The 14151-nt window shown below is 70.2% G+C and carries 12 protein-coding genes and 1 tRNA gene; 6 read left to right on the top strand and 7 right to left on the bottom strand.

Going from position 1 to position 14151, the window contains the following annotated elements:
* Positions 1 to 81 precede the first annotated feature (81 nt).
* Complete coding sequence (locus tag MED01_RS04435; protein ID WP_238667270.1) at positions 82 to 861, top strand: phosphodiesterase; 780 nt, start codon at positions 82 to 84, stop codon at positions 859 to 861.
* Positions 862 to 903: 42 nt separating this feature from the next.
* A complete protein-coding gene (locus tag MED01_RS04430; protein ID WP_238667269.1) occupies positions 904 to 1521 on the top strand; it encodes a histone deacetylase in 618 nt (205 codons plus the stop codon).
* Positions 1522 to 1567: 46 nt separating this feature from the next.
* On the opposite strand, the gene MED01_RS04425 is transcribed toward MED01_RS04430, so the two are convergent.
* Entirely contained in the window at positions 1568 to 2365 is a 798-nt protein-coding gene (locus MED01_RS04425; protein ID WP_238667268.1) for an alpha/beta fold hydrolase, read from the bottom strand.
* 279 nt (positions 2366 to 2644) lie between these two features.
* Between MED01_RS04425 and MED01_RS04420 the strand changes: the two genes are divergently transcribed.
* Positions 2645 to 4351, top strand: coding sequence for a bifunctional metallophosphatase/5'-nucleotidase (locus tag MED01_RS04420; protein WP_238667267.1), 1707 nt, complete (start codon positions 2645 to 2647; stop codon positions 4349 to 4351).
* A gap of 477 nt (positions 4352 to 4828) precedes the next feature.
* Here the strand turns inward: MED01_RS04420 and MED01_RS04415 are convergent, their stop codons facing one another.
* Positions 4829 to 6112 carry an MFS transporter gene (locus MED01_RS04415; RefSeq protein WP_238667266.1) on the bottom strand — a complete coding sequence of 428 codons (1284 nt, stop codon included), beginning with the start codon at positions 6110 to 6112 and terminating at the stop codon, positions 4829 to 4831.
* A gap of 150 nt (positions 6113 to 6262) precedes the next feature.
* On the opposite strand from MED01_RS04415, the gene MED01_RS04410 reads away from it, so the two are divergent.
* Positions 6263 to 6736 carry a hypothetical protein gene (locus MED01_RS04410; protein WP_238667265.1) on the top strand — a complete coding sequence of 158 codons (474 nt, stop codon included), beginning with the start codon at positions 6263 to 6265 and terminating at the stop codon, positions 6734 to 6736.
* A 125-nt stretch (positions 6737 to 6861) separates the two neighbouring features.
* On the opposite strand, the gene MED01_RS04405 is transcribed toward MED01_RS04410, so the two are convergent.
* The 3 genes from MED01_RS04405 to MED01_RS04395 all read right to left on the bottom strand — a co-directional run bounded on the left by MED01_RS04405 (position 6862) and on the right by MED01_RS04395 (position 9185).
* The gene (locus MED01_RS04405; protein ID WP_238667264.1) at positions 6862 to 7686 is read right to left on the bottom strand and encodes a class I SAM-dependent methyltransferase; all 825 of its coding nucleotides are present in this window, start codon (positions 7684 to 7686) and stop codon (positions 6862 to 6864) included.
* A gap of 322 nt (positions 7687 to 8008) precedes the next feature.
* Positions 8009 to 8085 (bottom strand) — tRNA-Pro (locus tag MED01_RS04400).
* Between the two features lie 206 nt (positions 8086 to 8291).
* Positions 8292 to 9185 (bottom strand): metallophosphoesterase, encoded by an 894-nt coding sequence (locus MED01_RS04395; RefSeq protein WP_238667263.1) that lies wholly within the window; start codon positions 9183 to 9185, stop codon positions 8292 to 8294.
* Positions 9186 to 9210: 25 nt separating this feature from the next.
* Between MED01_RS04395 and MED01_RS04390 the strand changes: the two genes are divergently transcribed.
* Complete coding sequence (locus MED01_RS04390) at positions 9211 to 9666, top strand: GatB/YqeY domain-containing protein (RefSeq protein ID WP_238667262.1); 456 nt, start codon at positions 9211 to 9213, stop codon at positions 9664 to 9666.
* Between the two features lie 114 nt (positions 9667 to 9780).
* Here the strand turns inward: MED01_RS04390 and MED01_RS04385 are convergent, their stop codons facing one another.
* Positions 9781 to 12228, bottom strand: coding sequence for a transglycosylase domain-containing protein (locus tag MED01_RS04385; protein WP_238667261.1), 2448 nt, complete (start codon positions 12226 to 12228; stop codon positions 9781 to 9783).
* 407 nt (positions 12229 to 12635) lie between these two features.
* Between MED01_RS04385 and MED01_RS04380 the strand changes: the two genes are divergently transcribed.
* Positions 12636 to 12956, top strand: a complete 321-nt coding sequence (locus MED01_RS04380) for a WhiB family transcriptional regulator (RefSeq protein ID WP_030328078.1) — start codon at positions 12636 to 12638, stop codon at positions 12954 to 12956.
* Positions 12957 to 12962: 6 nt separating this feature from the next.
* On the opposite strand, the gene bagB is transcribed toward MED01_RS04380, so the two are convergent.
* Positions 12963 to 14114: an ArsA family ATPase gene (gene bagB, locus MED01_RS04375; RefSeq protein ID WP_091403361.1), complete on the bottom strand. Its 1152-nt coding sequence runs from the start codon at positions 14112 to 14114 to the stop codon at positions 12963 to 12965.
* Positions 14115 to 14151: the final 37 nt, after the last annotated feature.

Here is a 14151-nt window from a genome sequence, read left to right as displayed (position 1 = left end):
GCCTGTGGACGCCTGACCTTCCCCCCGGGACGCCGCGACCGGCGATAGCGTGGAGCATCCCGGCGCCGAGGAGGCGAGCCCATGCTCATCGCCCAGCTCAGTGATCCGCACCTGACCACCGGCCTGCTCGCCGCCGAACCGGCCGCCGGGTTGCACCGAGCGCTCGGCCGGGTGCTGGCATTGCGACCCCGACCGGACTGCGTGGTGATCAGCGGCGACCTGGCCGACCACGGCCAGCCCGACGAGTACGTGGCGCTGCGCGAGGTGATCGGCCGCTTCCCGCTGCCGGTGCACCTGACCACCGGCAACCATGACGACCGGGAGGCCCTGCTCGACACGTTCGGCGGCACGCCGTTGCTCGGCGGCGGCTTCTCCGCCTACTACCACGTCGACCACGAGGCGGCGTCCGTCGTGGTGCTCGACTCGCTCGTCCCCGGCAGCGACGGCGGCCGACTCGGCGAGGAACAGCTCGGCTGGCTCGACGGGGTGCTGGCCGGGCGGCCCGAGGTACCCGCCGTGATCTTCCTGCACCACCCGCCGGTCGCTGTCGGCATCCCCGTTGCCGACTCCATCCGGCTTGCCGACGGCGACGCTCTCGCCGAGGTGATCGGCCGGCACCGGCACGTGGTGCGGGTCGGCGCCGGCCACCTCCACCGCCCGGTCACCACGGCGTACGCGGGCACTGTCCTCACCGTGGCGCCCAGCACGTGGAAGCAGAGCACGCTCACCATGAGCGCCGACGAGCAGATCGGTTGGGTCAACGAACCCACCGCCTTCCTGCTGCACTCGGTCGAAGCCGGTGGCTGCGTGACCCACACCGTGCAGGTGAGCCACTCCGCCGGGCAGACCGGTGGCTTCTGAGGGGTCGTCGTGCTGGCCTGGTACGTCTCGTACGGTTCGAACATGCACGCCGCCCGGCTGGGCTGGTACATCGGTGGCGGCTGCCCACCCGGCGGAAAGCGGACGTACCCGGGCTGCCGCGACCGGCGTCCACCCAGCCGATCGGCACCCGTGTCGCTGCCCGGCGGCATCTACTTCGCCGGCGAGTCCGGCGCCTGGACCGGCGGCATGGCCTTCTACGACCCGCACCTGCCGGGCGAGGCCGCGGCCCGCGCCTACCTGGTCACCCTGGAGCAGTTCACCGACATCGCGGCCCAGGAGATGTACCGCCCGCCGGGCGACACTACCGAGCTGATCCCGGCGACCGGCGCGGCCATCGACGCCGCCGTAGCCGACGGACGGGCCACGCTCGGCCCGGGGCGGTACGAGACGCTGATCTGCCCAGGCAGCCGCGACGGTGTACCGATGCTCACCTTCACCGCCCCCGAGGGGGCGTCAGCCGTGCCGTGCCGGCCTCCCGCGCCGATCTATCTCGGCATGATCGCCCGAGGGCTGCGCGAGTCGCACGGCTGGCCCGCCGAGCGGATCGCCACCTACCTGGCCGCCCGGCCCGGCGTGGCGGGCACCTGGCCGCCGGACGCCGTCGCAGCCCTGGTCGACAAGGCGCTGGCTGACGGCTGAGCCGACGGTCTCCCACCGGCTCGCGCCTCGGCGGCCGCTGGTGCGGTCAACCGAGCAGGAACTCGCGCAGCGCGGGGGCCAGCGTCGTCGCTGGCACGTCGTGGTAACCGCCGTCGAGGCTCACGGACCGGCCGCCCGGCACGGCCTCGGCCGCCGCCCGACTCGCATCCCGCAACCACTGTGGACTGCCGGTGCTGTCCACCGCGAGGGTCGGCGCGGTGATGGCCGCCAGCCGCTCGGCCGGGAGTCGCCCTCCGGCGGTGACGATCGCGTCGTACACCAGCGTGTGCGCGACCGCCGTGAGCCCACCCCACATCGGTTGCGACCGCATCCCGGCGATCTGCTCGGCCGGCAGCCCCACCGAGGCGCTGAGGAAGATCTCCACAGCTCCGTCCCGGTCATCGGCGGCGATCAGCTCGATGAGCTGCGGGGTGATGTCCTTGCGGACACCCACGTGTGGGCCGACCTGGAACGGTGGCTCGAACATGACCAACGTGGTCACCGGCAGGCCCTGTGCGGCGGCGAGGGCGGCCAGGACGGCACCGGAGGAGATGCCGTAGACGGCGGCGGAACCACCCGCCGCCGCGATCAGGGCGGCCAGGTCGTCGATCTCGCGGCCGACCTCGTACGGTGGGGTGTCGCCGCTGTAGCCCCGACCACGACGGTCATAGCTGAAGGCGGTGAAATCCGGCGCCAGTGCCGCACCCAGGTCGCGTGTCGCATTGCGATCGCTGAACGCGCCGCCGACGAGGACGACCGCCGGCCCGGCACCGGACCGCTCGAACGCGATGGGTGTGCCGTCGACCGATCGAACCTGCTCCGCCACTGGTGTCGTTCCGCTCACGATGCCGTCCCCATACCTCGTAGGTGGTCCCGTCCTTTCTAGACCCCGGGTCCGACGTTGTCCGGCAGACCGCGTTAAACGATGATCGATAGCGGCCTCGGCGTACGCGCTGCTCCGATGCGCTGCCCGGGTCGACCGGCGGGCGTCCGGATGAGAGGCTGTCGGGGCGGGGGCCATGCTCAACCACCGTCATCCGCGACCCTTTCGACGGCGTCCGTCGGCGGCCCCGGTCGACCCAGAGGCCGGGCACCGTACACGCCGATTCTCACAAGGAGATCCATGTTCATACCCGGGATGCGTCGGGCCGCTGTCGGCCTGACCGCGCTCGCGGTGGCCGCTTTCGGCGCGGTCGCCACCAGCCCTGAGCAAGCCGACGCGCGGCCGAAGCCGGTCGACGTCACCCTGCTCGCCCTCAACGACTTCCACGGCAACCTCGAACCGCCGAGCGGGTCCAGCGGCACCATCGCCGGGCAGACCGCGGGTGGCGTCGAGTTCCTGGCCACCCACCTTGCCGAGCTGCGCGCCGCAGCCAAGAAGAAGAACACCATCACCGTCGCCGCCGGCGACCTGATCGGTGCGTCCCCGCTGCTCTCCGCCGCGTTCCACGACGAGCCGACCATCGAGGCGCTGAGCATGGCCGGGCTGGACTACGCCAGCGTCGGCAACCACGAGTTCGACGAAGGCGCCGCCGAGCTGCTGCGAATCCAGAACGGCGGCTGCCACCCGGTGGACGGCTGCATCGACGGCACCCCGTACCGGGGGGCAGGCTTCCAGTACCTGTCCGCGAACGCCTTCAAGACCGCCACCGGCAAGCCGCTGATGGCGCCGTACGCGATCCACAAGGTGCAGGGCGTCAAGGTCGGCTTCATCGGCATGACCCTGGAAGGCACCCCGCAGATCGTCAGCCAGCAGGGCGTCGCCGGCCTCAGCTTCGCCGACGAGGCGGACACCGCCAACCGGTACGCGCGCGAGCTGCGCCGCAAGGGCGTACAGGCGATCGTCGTCCTGCTGCACGAGGGCGGCACCCAGGCCGCGACCGGCGGGATCAACGACTGCGTCGGCATGACCGGCCCCATCGTGGACATCACCAACCGGATGGATCCGTCGATCGACGTGGTGGTCAGCGGGCACACCCACCAGGCGTACAACTGCGACATCAACGGCAAGCTGGTCACCAGTGCCAGCTCGTTCGGTCGCCTGGTCACCGACATCGACCTCAAGATCGATCGCCGGAGCGGCGACGTGATCTCCGCCGCCGCCAACAACGTGGTGGTCACCCGGGACGTCGCCAAGGACCCGCGGCAGACCGCACTGATCGACCGGTACAAGACGGTGCTCGGCCCGGTCGCCGACCGCCAGGTCGGTGAGACCACCGAGGCCATCACCAAGACCCAGGAAACCCTCTTCGGTACGAGTCTGGGCGAATCGCCACTGGGCAACGTGATCGCCGATGCGCAACTCGCGGCCACCGACGACGAACAGAACGCAGTCGCCGCCTTCATGAACCCCGGCGGGGTCCGGGCCGACCTCAACGCCGGCCCGGTCACCTACGAAGAGGCGTTCACCGTTCAGCCGTTCGCCAACAACCTGGTGACACTGGACCTCACCGGCGCGCAGCTCTACTGCGTACTGGAACAGCAGTTCGTCACCGGCCGGACCCTGTACCCGTCGGCCACCGTGGGCTACGTGGTCGACCCGAACGGCACCACCGGTACGGTCGCCGACCCGTGCGCCGGCACCCGCGTGGTCCGCGGCAGCCTCACCCTCGGCGGCACCGCCGTCGACACCGCCACCACCTACCGGGTGACGGTGAACAACTTCCTCGCCGGCGGAGGCGACGGTTTCAGCGCCCTCACCGGCGGCACGAACCTGGTCACCGGCCAGATCGACCTGGACGCCTTCGTCGACTACCTGACCGCCCAGTCGCCGGTCTCCGCACCGACGCTGGACCGGATCCGCACCACCGCCGAGGTCCCCGCCGCCTGACGGCCGACCCCAGCGACATCGGGCCCCGGAGCACCAGCTCCGGGGCCCGACCCGTCCCGGACGCCGCCTGCCCGCGCCTGCGCTTGCGCTTGCGCTTGCCTGCGCTTGTCCGTGCCTGCGCTTGTCAGTGCCTGCGCTTGTCCGTGCCTGCGCTTGTCCGTGCCTGCGCTTGTCCGTGCCTGCGCTTGTCCGTGCCTGCGCTTGTCCATGCCTGCGCCTGCGCCTGACGCCTGCCGCTCCGCTCGTGCACGCCCCACCGGGCAAGATCGCGCTCGAACATGGATGTAGTGGCATCGGTGCGCGGGGATGCCACTACATCCAGGATCGAGCGTGATCTTGGTGCGGGGTGCGGGGTGCGGGGTGCGGGGTGCGGGGTGCGGGGTGCGGGGTGCGGGGTGCGGGGTGCGGCGGGCGGGGTGCGGCGGGCGGCGTGGGGTGCGCGCGGCGAGGGCGCGGGGTAGGGAGGGGTGTTCGAGGTCAGGCGGGGGCGGGCGTGGGGGTGGGGGATGTCGGGGTGGTCGTCGCGAGGCCGTCCTGCTCCGTGGTGAGCAGCCGACGCAGGGAGAGCGCGACCAGCGAAGCCACCAGGCAGCCGCCGACAACCGTCGCCACCCAGACCATGCCGTTGGCGGCGCCGATGAGTGGGCCGGCGGTCACTGGGCCGATCACACCGCTGATTCCGAAGATCATTGAACTCATGGCGTTGTACCGGCCGCGCAGCTCGTCGGTGGCCAGCGCGTTGGTGAGTGCGGGCATCACCGGGGACAGCATCGTCTCGCCGAAACCGAAGATCGCCGAGCAGAGCACCACGCACAGGGCGGCCAGCACGGCGTTCTCGGCACTGACCAGGCCGGCCACGCCGAGGACCAGCCAGGCGGCGGCGAACACGGCTCCCACCACTGCCAACGCCCGGGTGCGGCTGCGCCCCTCGATCCGCCGGATGACCAGCAGTTGCGCGAGCACGATCATCACGGTGTTGGCCGCGAGTGCCCAGGCCACTACCCGCGGGTTCACCTCGGCCACCCGCACCGCGTACGCGGCGAAGCCCACCTCCACCTGCGCGTAGCCGCAGGTGGTGAGGATCAGCCCGAAGATCACCAGCCGCCGGAACGGGCGGTCGCGGAGCACGGTCAGGTAGCCACCGGCTGACGGTTCGTCGACGCCTCGACGTTTGCCGAGTCGGTGGCCCACCCCGGGCAGGGTGAGCAGGATCAGCGCGGGCATCAGGTAGGTCACCGCGTCCAGCAGGTAGATCGCCTGGAAGGTGCCGGGCCGGGCGGTGTCGACGATCGCGCCGGAGGTCATGCCACCGATGCCGATGCCGAGGTTGAGCAGGGCGAAGTTCAACCCGAAGACGCGTTGCCGCTCGTCGTCGTCGGTCAGCGACGCGAGGATGGTGTTCTGCCCGGACCAGATCGCGGAGCTGCCGATGGCGATCACCGTCATCACCAGCAGGGCTGAGCCGGTCGAGTGGACCAGCGCCAACGAGCCGGTGCCGATCGCCTCGATCACGAGACAGGGCACCACCACCCGGCGGGCGCCGATCCGGTCGATCAGCGTCCCGCCCAGCGGCGACAGGGCCAGGGTGACCACGCCGTACCAACCGATGACGAGCCCGGCGCGGGTGTCGGTGAGCCCGCGTACGTCGGTCAGGTAGATGAACAGGAACGGCAGGGTCAGACCCCGCCCGACCGCCGACAGCAGGGTGCCGAGGAGGAGTCGGCGAGCTTCCGAACGGCGGGGCAGGGCACGACGCAGCATGCCGGCATTCTGTGCGGTGGGTCTGACGCCGCGCGAACCGTTTTGGCCACGCCTCGCGGTCACCGGGATCAACTGGTGACCAATCCCACGTTGATCCACTGGCTGTGATGGCTGTCGGTCGGTGTCCGCCGGGTCTGCGATGCTGGCGCGATGACCGGCACCTGGCGACATCTGCCCGCTACCGCCCGCGCCATCGCGGTGACCGCAACGACGGCCGTCGCCGCCGCCCAGGCACGCGACGGTCAGGCGTACGACGAGGCGGTCGGCGGTCTCGCCGCTGACGAGCGTTCCGGCCTGGTGCTCGGCGCGGTGGTCCGGTTGCTGTTGGAGGAGAGCCATCCGGACGGGTTGACCGGCGACGACATCCGCCAGGTGTTGACCCGCTGCGTGCAGGAGTCGACGCGGTGGCGAACGGATGTCGACCCGCACGTGGTGCTCGTCCTGCTGGCCGGCGCGTTGGGCGTGTACGACCCCGACGGCGACGAGTCACCGCCGGACGCGTCGGCGCTGGCCCGACACGCCCCGCTGCTGGTGGCCGACCTGTTGGCGGCGACCAGTGTGCCGCTGGACGACTACCTGGCCGCCGCGTTCGCGGAGATCGAGCGCACCGAGCGGCAGGACTGAGATCGAGCGCACCGAGCGGCAGGACTGAGATCGAGCGCACCGAGCGGCAGGACTGAGATCGAGCGCACCGAGCGGCAGGACTGATCGGCCCGCGCCACCTCGACACGACGTGGCGCGGACGTGCATCAGGCCGGGTCGGGTGTCCGCCGCGCCACGACCTCCAGGTACTCCGCCGGAATGCGGACCGTGGCGTCGGTGGCGCGGTTGTGGGTGCGGGCCAGCTCCACCAGATCGGCGTGCAGGTCCGGGCGTCGCTCCTCGGGCAGCGCCTCGAACGCCTTCAACGTCGGCCCATAGTTGACCCGGAAGAAGTCGGCGAACTCCTCCGGTGTGCCGAAGCGGAAGACGAACACCCGGCGTACCGCCCGAAGTTCACCCACTGCCGGGCCGAGCAGTTCGCGGACCCGGCCCTCGTCGCCCCACTCCACCGGCGGGCGCAGCCCCGCCGGTGGTGGCACATGCCGCCCCACAGTGCGGAACAGGTCGCCGATGAAGCCCTGAGGTGTCCACGACGCCAGCGCCACAGTGCCGCCAGGCCGGCATACCCGGACCAGCTCGGACGCCGCCCGCTCCTGGTCCGGCGCGAACATCACCCCGACGACGGAGAGGACCGCGTCGAAGGACCCGTCGGCGTACGCCAGGCGCTCCGCGTCGCCGGCCACGAACGTGACCGGAAGTCGTTCCGCGGCGGCGCGGGCCTGGCCGCGTTCCAACAGTTCGGGTACGTAGTCGACCCCGGTCACGACGCAGCCGCAGCGGGCGGCGGCGATGGCGGCGTTGCCGGACCCGGTCGCCACGTCGAGTACGCGGGCGCCAGCGGAGAGGTCGGCGGCGCTCACCAGAAGCTCGGAGATCGGATGGATGAGCGCGGCGACCGCGCCGTAGTCACCGCTGGCCCACGTCACCTGCTGGCGTGCCTTCACGGCGATGAGATCGGGTGCGATGGTCATCGGTGGTCTCCCTCGGACAGTGTGGTGTGCCACTGACGTTAGGGGCGGCAGACCCTCGGGGGATCGGTAGAAACACCTATACCAGCAGGTGAAGGCTGTCGGTGCGTGTCCGAAAGACGTCACCGCGCCAACGGTCACCTCGGACGCGGTCACTTCTCGTTCCATCTGTCGAAACTGGCCTAGGGGCATCGAGGCGGTGCCAGGTCCCCAGGCCCGCTCGACGTCCTGTGGTCGCCGTTGGAACTGTGAGGGACATGGCGCCGCTGCGGACCGTGGATATGCGAGAGGGCACATCCACGAATCGGATGTGCCCTCTTACCTCTGGTCGGGGTGGCCGGATTCGAACCGACGACCTCTTCGTCCCGAACGAAGCGCGCTACCAAGCTGCGCCACACCCCGAGGCGTGCCGACAAATAGTAGCCCACCCGCCCCGATGGTCAAACTCGGTACCCCCGCCGCCCCGACAGTGCCGGAGAGGCCAAGATCCGCACAACTTCCGGGATGTTGCTGCCTCACGACGCGCCGAGGCAGCAACATCCCTGATGGTGCGCGAATCTCAAGCGGCCGGGGGGCCGGGCGGCCGGGCAAGCAGCGGGGCGCTGCGGTCAGCGGGGGATGAGGGTCAGGATGCTGGCCTCCGGGGGGCAGGCGAAACGGATCGGGGCGGTCGGGTGGGTGCCGAGGCCGGCGGAGACGTGCAGCCAGGAGTCCGAGCCCGGCCACCGGTGCAGGCCGCGCGCCATCGAGCGGGGCAGGCCGCAGTTGGTCACCAGCGCCCCGAAGCCGGGTACGCAGACCTGCCCGCCGTGGGTGTGCCCGGCCAGCAGCAGCCCGAAGCCGTCCGCCGCCATCTGGTCGAGCACCCGTGGCTCGGGTGAGTGCGTCAGCGCGATGGAGAGGTCTGCCGAGGACGACACCGCGCCGGCAACGGAGGGGTAGTCGTCGCGGTCGATGTGCGGGTCGTCGACGCCGACCAGGTCGAGCTGCCGACCGCCGGCCTTCAGCATGGTCCGGGCGTTGTTGAGGTCCGCCCAGCCGGCGCCGGTGAAGACCTGACGCAACTCTTCGTAGGGCAGGTCGACGCCCTCGGTGTACTCCCGGTCGGGCAGGAAGTAGGTGAAGGGGTTCTTCAGCACCGGCCCGGTGTAGTCGTTGGAGCCGAACACGAACGCGCCGGGGTAGCCCAGCAGTGGTTGCAGGGCCCGCAGCACCCCGGGCACCGCGCCTGGGTGCGCCATGTTGTCGCCGGTGACCACCACCAGGTCGGGGTCGAGGGCGGCCAGCGATGCCACCCAGCGCTGCTTGCGCGCCTGGTCGGGCATCATGTGCAGGTCCGACAGGTGCAGCACGCGCAGCGGCTCCGCGTCGGCCGGAAGCACCGGCACGTCGTACCGCCGGAGGGTGAACATGTTGCGCTCGATGAGCGACGCGTACGCGAGGGTGGCCGCGCCGATCGTGGCGGTTCCGGCGGCGAGCCGGAATAGTGTGCGCTTTCGCATGGCGTTCAGGGTAGTTTGACCGTCCATGAGCACGCTGAAGGACCGCCTCACTGCCGACATGCGTTCCGCGCTCAAGGCGCGCGACGAGCTGACCACCTCCACGCTGCGGATGGCCCTGGCCGCCGTCGGCACCGCCGAGGTCGCCGGCAAGGCCAAGCGCGAGCTCACCGATGACGAGGTGCTCGCGGTGCTGACCAAGGAAGCCAAGAAGCGTCGGGAGGCGGCCACCGCGTTCGCCGACGCCGGGCGCGCCGAGCAGGCCGCGAAGGAGAGCGCCGAGGGTGAGGTGTTGGACCGCTACCTGCCCAAGCAGCTCTCGGACGCCGAGCTGGCCGAGCTGGTGTCGGGGGCACTCGCCGCCGGCGGCTTCACCGGCAAGGCCCAGATGGGCCCGGCGATGAAGGCGGCCCAGGCCGCGGTGGCGGGCCAGGCCGAGGGTGGCCGGGTGGCTGCCGAGGTACGCCGACAGCTCGGTCTCTGACCCAGGAGGGTCAGCGGCACGCCGGGACGGTTGTCGCAGCGCTCGCTGGTCCGGACAGACGGAACGGGCGGGCACCCGAGGAGGGTGCCCGCCCGTTGTGTCCTACCGGTCGGCTCAGCCGTTCGGACGGCCGTTGCCGGGTCGCCCGCCGGGTTGGTTACCGGGTTGGTTACCCGGAGTGCCGCCGGTGTTGCCCGGCGTGCCGCCGCCGCTGCTGACCTGGATGGTGACCACGCCACCCTTGATCGTGCGGCCGTCCGGGCTGGTGCCGGCCGCGTCACCCGCCTTGCAGGAGGACGGGACCTTCGCGCTGGAGACGACCGGCTCGAAGCCGGCGCCCTTGAGCCGGGACTTCGCCTGATCCACCGAAACGCACTTCACGTCGGGGATGCTGCGCTGGTCACCCTCGGAGATCTTCTGGCCCGGCGCCTCGAACTGGATCCGCGGTTTGCCCTTCATGGCATCCCGCAGGGTCTCGTACACCGGCGGGTTGATGCCGTCCTTCTCCTTGTGCTTCATCTTGACGTTCGTCTGCGGCCAGTCCGGGTCGGCCATGATGCCGGCCACCGAGTACTGCTTGGTCATGGCGACCAGGGCGGCCGTCTTCTCCGAGTCGGTGGTGCCGGACTTACCGGCCACCGGCGCGTCGACGATGCCCTTCACGACGGCGGCCGTACGGCTGCTACCGCACTTGCTGGTGCTGGAGTTGTCGCCGACCGGGCAACGGGCGGCGTCCACGGCGGCCCGGGCCACCTCGGTGCTGAACCGCTTCTCGCAGCGCGGGTTGGCGATGTCCAGCTTGTTGCCCTCCGGGTCCCGGATTTCCTGCACCGGGATCGGCTCGCAGTACTTGCCGTCGGCTGCCAGGGTCGCGTACGCGTTGGCCAGGTCGAGCGGGGTGGTGGAGGAGACACCCAGGGTGAAGGCGCCCCACTGGTGGGCATCGTTCTTGGTCGCGGCGAACTTGGCGTCGTTGCTCGCCCGGAACTGGATGCCGGCCCGCCGGGCGGCGTCGACCACGTTCTCCGCGCCGACCTGCTGCTGCAGTGGGACGAAGTAGGTGTTGACCGACTGGGCGAAGGCGCTCCACATGTTCTGCACGCCGCCGGCCTTGAGGCCGGAGTTGGTCGGGCAGTAGAAGTGGGTGCCCTTGCAGGCCGCCGGGCTGCTGCTGTCGATGATGTATTCCGACTTGAACTGCTGCGGGGCGTTGAAGGTGTAGCTGAGCGGGATGCCCTTCTCCAGGGCGGCGACGATGCTGAAGATCTTGAAGGTCGAGCCGGCCTGGTAGCCGGTGATGCCGTTGCCGCCGGTGAGCAGCGGGTTGACCGTCGCCGGGTAGTTGCCCCGGATGCCCTTCCTGCTCTTCGCCGGATCGCTGGAGATCTTGTTCTTAGGGTTCTTCGGGTCGTCGAGCTTGAACTGCCTGTTGACCGCGAGCGCCCGCACCCGACCGGTGCCCGGCTCGACGACCGCGACCATGGCCGCTTCCTTGCTGTTCACGCTCTTGGCCTTACGGACCGCCTTGTCCGCGCCGCGCTGTGCCTGGACGTCGATCGAGGTCACGACGGTGTAGCCGCCGCTCTTCAGCCGGCGCTCCCGGTCGTACGTGGTCGAGCCGAACGTCTCCTGATCCATCCACCAGCGGTAGAAGTAGTCGCAGAAGAAGCCCCACTCGTTGACGTTGGCGGCGACGCAGCCGTTGGGGGTGCGCTTGTCCTTCACCACCAGCTTGGTCGCCTTGGCGACGTCCGCCTCCTGCTGGGTGATGGCCTTGATGTCGACCATGTTCTGGATGACGTAGTTGCGCCGATCCAGCGCCAGCGGGTAACCGGCCTCGGTGGTCGGGTCGTTCGTCGTCGGCGCCTTGACCATGCCGGCCAGCAACGCCGCTTCCTCGATCTTCAGCTTGCTCGGCGGCTTACCGAAGTAGACCTGGCTGGCGGCGTAGATGCCGTACGCGCCGTTGCCGAACGAGGCGAGGTTGAGGTAGCGGGTGAGGATCTCGTCCTTGGAGAACTCCTTGTCGACCTGGAGGGCCAACCGCATCTCGCGCAACTTGCGCGCGCTGGTGTCCTCGGTGGCCGCGACGACGTCTGCCGGGTGGGTGGCCGAGTAGGCGATGGCCAGCCGGACGTACTGCATCGTCAGCGTCGAGGCGCCCTGCCGGCCGGAGCCTTCGCTCTGGTTGTTGACGAACGCGCGGGCGACACCGTTGATGTCGACGCCGTTGTGTTTGTAGAAGTCATGGTCTTCGGCCGCGATGATGGCCTTCTGCATGGGCACCGAGATGTCGGGGAGCTTCACGTCCCGTCGGTTCTCGTCGTACATCGTCGCGAGCGGTGTCTTGCCGTCCGAGGCCAGCAGGTAGCTGATCTGTGGCGCGCGGGCCACCGTCAGCTCCGTGGGCAGGGCACCGAATGTCTCGGCGCCGGCCTTCGCGGCCAGGCCGGACATCGCTACCGCAGGGAAGGCCGCCGCAGCGACCACCACGCCGGCCAGCAGGCCACACACGGCTAGCGATGCGGCGTTGGTCAGCACATTGTGGTCACGTTTCCGCATCCAGGTCACCTCAGCAGGGTACGCGAGTAGGGAACGAGGGGCGCTGGGGCGTTCTTTCCCCATTTCCTGCGCGCGCTGCCCTCGTTGTGCTAAACGCACGACCCCCGGTGCTTGGTTGCGTGTGACCTGGCGTGAGTCTCCTCCGATTCAGTGAGGCGGCGCAGCGTTATCGCTGACCTCGGCGGGGTAACCGGCGGTCGAAGGCCCGGGAAGCCGGGAGTGTCCGGAATGATGGATTTCGTCGACAACGTTGCGTAATCAGTCGACTACAGAGCATGATGGGGGCGGCGACAGCGCCACATGTCGTCCGCGCCGCCTTGGGGAAGGCAGGCCGGGCGATCGGGGGGAATTGCCGGCTGACGTGCATAGACGAGGTCGGTAGGTACTGCAAGGGGGGACGTGTACACATGGGCATGATCACTGACTGGCCGTCACTGGCGGCATGTCAGAACGGGGACCCGGACGCGTTGTTCGTACAGGGTGCCGAACAGAACGTGGCGAAGCGGATCTGCCGGAGCTGCCCAGTTCGGTACGAGTGCCTGGCCGACGCGCTGGACAACCGGATCGAGTTCGGTGTGTGGGGCGGCATGACCGAACGCGAACGGCGGGCGCTACTGCGTCGTCATCCTCAGGTGACGAGCTGGCGCAAGATGTTCGAGGCCGCGATGAAGAAGAACAGCAAGGACAAGGCCGGCAAGGACAAGATTCTCGTCAGCGCGGCCAACTGACGCCGGTCACGGCCGGCTGATCGCCGCGCCGATCGTCCGCAGCCCGTCGACGTCGTGCACGTCGGCGGGCTGCGCAGTGACCGAAACCGCCGGCACGGCAGGGAACGCCTCGGTGAAGCGCGCGGCGACCTGCTGCTCGCGTACCGCCTGACGAGCCAACGCCGCGTGCGCCCGCAGCACGTCGGCGGTGGCCTCATGCCCACCCAGCTGGGTCAGCCGCTCTGCGGCGACCCGGCTCTGCTCGGCGTCCAGCTCAGGGACCGCCGGACGGTGCACCCGGTTGAGCACCAGGCCGGCCAGCGGCATCCGCTCGTCCCGCAGCCGGCCCGCGAAGTAGGCGGCCTCCCGGACCGCGTCCGGCTCCGGCGTCGCTACCAGGAGGAAGGCCGTCTCCCGCGCCTGCAGGATGCGGTACGTCTGCTCGGCGCGCTGCCGGAAACCACCGAACATCGAATCCAGTGCCGCCACGAAGCCGGACAGGTCGGTGAGCAGCTGCGCGCCGAGCACCTTCTGCACCACCTTCGAGAACATCCCGAACGAGGCCGTGACCAGGCTGAACATGCTCCGCCCGCCGCTGCGCGCCGGGGCCAGCAGCAGTCGCAGCATCCGGCCGTCGAGGAAACGGGAGAGCCGAGCCGGCGCGTCCAGGAAGTCCAGTGCCGAGCGGGACGGTGGGGTGTCCACCACGATCAGGTCCCACTCGCCCCGGGCATGCAACTGGCCCAGCTTCTCCATTGCCATGTATTCCTGCGTGCCGGCGAAGGTCGAGCTCATCGCCTGGTAGAACGGGTTCGCGAAGATCTCCGCGGCCTTCGTCGGGTCGGTGTGCTGCAACACCACGTCGTCGAAGGTGCGCTTCATGTCCAGCATCATGGCGTGCAGCTCGCCGCCGCTGCTCTCGACGTCGATCCCCTTGACCTGGCGCGGGGTGTTGTCCAGCTCGGTCAGGCCCAGCGACTGGGCCAGCCGGCGGGCCGGGTCGATGGTGAGCACCACAGTGCGCCGGCCGTGGTGCTCGGCGGCCCGCAGCGCCAGCGCTGCGGCGGTGGTCGTCTTTCCCACTCCGCCGGCACCGCAGCACACGACGATCCGCACGCCTGGGTCGGCGAGGATCTGGTCGACGTCCAGCTGCGGCGCCGCGTCTTCGGAAGGCACCAATCGAGCGTATCGGGCCGGTGGGTCCGTGCGCCCGTGC

It is taken from the genome of Micromonospora alfalfae (assembly GCF_022230925.1).
GTDB lineage: Bacteria > Actinomycetota > Actinomycetes > Mycobacteriales > Micromonosporaceae > Micromonospora > Micromonospora alfalfae.
The sequence above is the reverse complement of the archived record's forward strand: the minus strand, read 5'-3'. Positions and strand labels throughout refer to the sequence as shown.

Excerpts from the sequence above, each read along its gene's own strand:
- MED01_RS04430 (WP_238667269.1), top strand. The coding sequence starts at position 904 with ATGCACGCCGCCCGGCTGGGCTGGTACATCGGTGGCGGCTGCCCACCC.
- MED01_RS04385 (WP_238667261.1), bottom strand. The coding sequence starts at position 12,228 with ATGCGGAAACGTGACCACAATGTGCTGACCAACGCCGCATCGCTAGCC.
- MED01_RS04410 (WP_238667265.1), top strand. The coding sequence starts at position 6,263 with ATGACCGGCACCTGGCGACATCTGCCCGCTACCGCCCGCGCCATCGCG.
- MED01_RS04390 (WP_238667262.1), top strand. The coding sequence starts at position 9,211 with ATGAGCACGCTGAAGGACCGCCTCACTGCCGACATGCGTTCCGCGCTC.
- MED01_RS04395 (WP_238667263.1), bottom strand. The coding sequence starts at position 9,185 with ATGCGAAAGCGCACACTATTCCGGCTCGCCGCCGGAACCGCCACGATC.
- MED01_RS04415 (WP_238667266.1), bottom strand. The coding sequence starts at position 6,112 with ATGCTGCGTCGTGCCCTGCCCCGCCGTTCGGAAGCTCGCCGACTCCTC.
- MED01_RS04435 (WP_238667270.1), top strand. The coding sequence starts at position 82 with ATGCTCATCGCCCAGCTCAGTGATCCGCACCTGACCACCGGCCTGCTC.
- MED01_RS04380 (WP_030328078.1), top strand. The coding sequence starts at position 12,636 with ATGGGCATGATCACTGACTGGCCGTCACTGGCGGCATGTCAGAACGGG.
- MED01_RS04405 (WP_238667264.1), bottom strand. The coding sequence starts at position 7,686 with ATGACCATCGCACCCGATCTCATCGCCGTGAAGGCACGCCAGCAGGTG.
- MED01_RS04420 (WP_238667267.1), top strand. The coding sequence starts at position 2,645 with ATGTTCATACCCGGGATGCGTCGGGCCGCTGTCGGCCTGACCGCGCTC.